A 4025-nucleotide genomic window follows, 5' to 3' on the forward strand; every position below is an offset into this window, starting at 1 on the left:
GGTCAACGACATCATGGCGGGCAAGCCGCCGCGCCCGCCGCGCGGTGCGTCCGGCCAGAACGGTGGTGGTAACACCCCGTCGGGCGGTTCGCCGGTGGCTCCTGCCACCACGCCTGCCACGGCCTGAACGGCCGGCTCGCCAGCAACGGGCGCGGTCTTTTGCCCTGCTGCCTACCGAGCCTGAAGCCGGCGCCCTGTGCGCCGGCTTTTTCATTGCTGCGGCGATGCCGCGGCTGGTCCCGCTTCCCTGGTGTTTCCTGGTTTTCCTATCTTGTCGTCGATCTCCGCTGATTCGTATTTCCAGTGCGGGCGCTACCGCTTCGCGCTCGACCGTCGCCCGCTGGTAATGGGCATCCTCAACGTCACGCCCGACTCGTTCTCCGATGGCGGCCAGCATGCCGGGCGCGACGCGGCGCTGCGCCATGCCGAGCGCATGATCGCCGAGGGCGTGGACATCATCGATATCGGCGGCGAATCAAGCCGGCCCGGCTCGGCTGCATTGCCGCTGGACCAGGAGCTCGAGCGCGTGCTGCCGATGGTGGAGGCGCTGCGCGATTGCGGCCGGCCTTTGTCGATCGACACCTACAAGCCTGAAGTCATGCGTGCCGCGCTGGCCGCGGGCGCGGACCTGATCAACGATATCTGGGGCTTTCGCATGCCGGGCGCGCTCGAGGCCGTCAGCGAAGCGGCGGCCGGGCAGGCCGGGCTGTGTGTCATGCATATGCAACGCGACCCGCAGACCATGCAGGAACAGCCCCGCTACGACGACGTGGTCCGCGAGGTGACGGATTTCCTGGGCGAGCGGGTGGGCGCGCTGCGCGCCGCCGGCGTCGACGACGCCCGTATCACCCTCGATCCGGGCTTTGGCTTCGGCAAGACGCCGGATCATAATCTGCAGTTGCTGGRCCGGCTGCGGCAAGTGGCGGTAGAGGGGCTGCCGTTGCTGGTAGGCTTGTCGCGCAAGTCGACGCTGGGCGCCATCCTGGGCGGCCGGCCGCCGCAGCAGCGTGTCGCCGCCAGCCTGGCCGCGGCGGTCTGTGCGGTGGAGCGCGGTGCATATATCGTGCGCGTGCACGATGTGGAGCAAACCGTCGACGCCCTCAAGACATGGTGGGCGATCCGGCATGAATCGCTTTGCGCGGATGCCAGCTAGTACAAGTCGGCATCGCAAGACAGAACAACGGGAGAAAGAGCTTATGACACGCAAGTATTTCGGCACGGACGGCGTGCGCGGCAGGGTCGGCGAGGCGCCCATCACGCCCGATTTCGTGATGCGCCTGGGCTATGCGGCCGGCATGGTGCTGGCCCACGGGGCCCGGCAGCAGGAGCAGAGCCGTCCGACCGTCCTGATCGGCAAGGACACGCGCATTTCCGGCTATATGCTGGAAGCGGCGCTGGAAGCCGGCTTTACCTCGGCCGGGGTCAACGTGCTGCTGACCGGCCCGCTGCCCACGCCTGGCGTGGCCTATCTGACGCGCGCGCTGCGCCTGTCGGCCGGCGTGGTGATCTCGGCCAGCCACAATCCCTACTACGACAACGGCATCAAGTTCTTCTCCGCCGATGGCGACAAGCTGCCCGATGCGGTGGAGCAGGCCATCGAGGATGCGCTGGAAGAGCCGATGGTGTGCGTGCGCTCCGACGACCTCGGCCGCGCCCGCCGCATCGAGGATGCCGCCGGCCGCTATATCGAGTTCTGCAAGAGCACGTTCCCCTACGAGCAGGACCTGCACAAGCTCAAGCTGGTGGTGGATTGTGCCCATGGCGCCGCCTACCACATCGCGCCGCACGTCTTCCATGAACTGGGCGCGGACGTGGTCTCGATCGGCAACCAGCCCGACGGGCGCAACATCAATGCCGGCTACGGCGCTACCGCCCCCCAGAAGCTGATCGAGGCGGTCAAGGCCAACGGCGCGGATCTTGGCCTGGCCTTCGACGGCGATGCCGACCGCCTGCAGGTGGTGGACCGCGACGGCCGACTGTTCAACGGGGACGAACTGCTCTATCTGATGGTGCAGGACCGCCTGCGAGCCGGCCAGAAGGTGGAAGGCGCGGTCGGCACGCTCATGACCAATATGGCGGTCGAACTGGCCCTCAAGCGCCAGGGGGTGGAGTTCGTGCGGGCCAAGGTGGGCGACCGCTACGTGCTGGAAGAGCTGAACAAGCGCAAGTGGGTGCTGGGCGGCGAAGGCTCCGGCCACCTGCTGTGCCTGGACCGRCACACCACCGGCGACGGCATCGTCTCCGCCCTGCAGGTGCTCGCAGCGCTGCGCCGCAGCGGCAAGACCCTGGCGCAGTTGCTGGAGGGCGTTTCGCTGTTCCCGCAGACGCTGATCAATGTGCGCGTGGAGAAGGGCTTCGACTGGCAGTCCCACGCCGGCCTGAGCGCCGCGCGCGCCGCCATCGAGCCCCAGCTCGAGGGCAAGGGCCGCGTGCTGATCCGTGCTTCGGGAACCGAGCCGGTGGTGCGCGTGATGGTCGAGGCCGAGCAGGTCGAGACCGCGGAGCGGGCAGCGCAGACGCTTGCGGATTCGCTGCGCGCCTGACGGCGAGGGCAGCCAGCGCTGCGGAACTGCCGGGCGTTTGCCGGAGCAGGCAGGGCGTTAGCTGAATCGGGTGATTGGTGACGAGGCCGGGTGAGAACCCGGCCTTTGTTGTTTCCGGGGTCGCAATTAACGGCCGGGAAGGCGCGCCGATGCTGCCCGGCACCCAGGTTCCTCCGCCGGCAAGATTGCGCACTTCTTGTGATTCGTGATGCTCTCCTGGGCGGCGTTCGTCGTCCTCCCCGCGCCATCGCCAGGAGACTTGCGGCCGACTTGCAAGAAGATTTCGTGATGTCATGGAATTGTCACAGACGGGGCATACAGTTCGACGTGTCAAAAAATTGTCATTCCCCAACCATGTCTCTGGAGGACATATGAAGCTGGTCAAGACTGCCGTAGCAGGCATCGTGTCGTTGGTGGTGGCGGGCACTGCGTTCGCGGCGGAAATTACCGGTGCTGGCGCTTCCTTCCCGGCGCCCGTGTATTCCAAGTGGGCCGATGCATACCAAAAGGCAACGGGTAACAAGGTCAACTATCAATCCATCGGCTCGTCCGGCGGCATCAAGCAGATCGGCGCCAAGACCGTCGACTTCGGTGCTTCGGACGCGCCCCTGAAGGACGAGGAACTGGTCAAGCAAGGCCTGGTGCAGTTCCCGACGGTGATCGGCGGCGTGGTGCCGGTGATCAACCTGCAAGGCATCAAGCCGGGCGAACTGACCATCACCGGCGAAGTGCTGGCCAACATCTATCTGGGCAAGATCAAGAAGTGGGACGACGCCGCCATCAAGGCGCTGAACCCGCACGCCAAGCTGCCGAACCAGGACATCCTGCCGGTGCGCCGCGCCGACGGTTCGGGCACCACCTTCATCTTCACCAACTATCTGACCAAGGTSAGCCCGGACTGGAAGARYTCGGTSGGCGARGGCACCACSGTSAACTGGCCGGGTGGYGGCACGGGCGGCAAGGGCAATGAAGGCGTGGCCGCCTTCGTGCAGCGGCTGAACGGCGCCATCGGCTATGTCGAGTACGCCTACGCCAAGCAGAACAAGATGACCCACCTGAACATGAAGAATGCTTCGGGTGCGGTGGTGCAGCCGGGTGACGACGGCTTCAAGGCCGCCGCCGCGGGCGCAGACTGGACCAAGACCTACTACCAGATCCTGACCAACCAGCCGGGCAAGACCGCATGGCCGATCGCGGGCGCGACCTTCATCCTGGTGCACAAGAGCCAGGAAAAGGCAGCGCAGGGCGCCGAAGTGCTGAAGTTCTTCGACTGGGCCTACAAGAGCGGTGCCGGCATGGCCAGCGACCTGGACTACGTGCCGCTGCCGGAAAGCGTCGTGAACCAGATCCGTGCCACCTGGAAGACCTCGGTGAAGGACGGTTCGGGCAAGGCGCTGTACAACTGATGAAGGGCTGGGCGCCGGGCCGGGTGCATGCGTGCCCGGCCCGGCGGCCGTGCCGGGGCGCCGGAAGGCACTGCCC

At 66.5% G+C, this 4025-nt stretch carries 3 protein-coding genes; all 3 read left to right on the forward strand.

Features of this window, described 5'->3' with window-relative positions:
• The first annotated feature begins 346 nt into the window (after positions 1 to 346).
• The 3 genes from folP to pstS all read left to right on the forward strand — a co-directional run bounded on the left by folP (position 347) and on the right by pstS (position 3949).
• Positions 347 to 1153, forward strand: coding sequence for a dihydropteroate synthase (folP, locus tag AC1DO7_RS39960; protein ID WP_477117471.1), 807 nt, complete (start codon positions 347 to 349; stop codon positions 1151 to 1153).
• 43 nt (positions 1154 to 1196) lie between these two features.
• On the forward strand, positions 1197 to 2543 hold the full coding sequence (gene glmM, locus AC1DO7_RS39965) for a phosphoglucosamine mutase (RefSeq protein ID WP_441618277.1): 1347 nt from the start codon (positions 1197 to 1199) through the stop codon (positions 2541 to 2543).
• 371 nt (positions 2544 to 2914) lie between these two features.
• Positions 2915 to 3949, forward strand: a complete 1035-nt coding sequence (pstS, locus tag AC1DO7_RS39970; protein ID WP_477117470.1) for a phosphate ABC transporter substrate-binding protein PstS — start codon at positions 2915 to 2917, stop codon at positions 3947 to 3949.
• The last annotated feature ends 76 nt before the right edge of the window (positions 3950 to 4025 follow it).

Source organism: Cupriavidus sp. 05N40 (assembly GCF_056397305.1).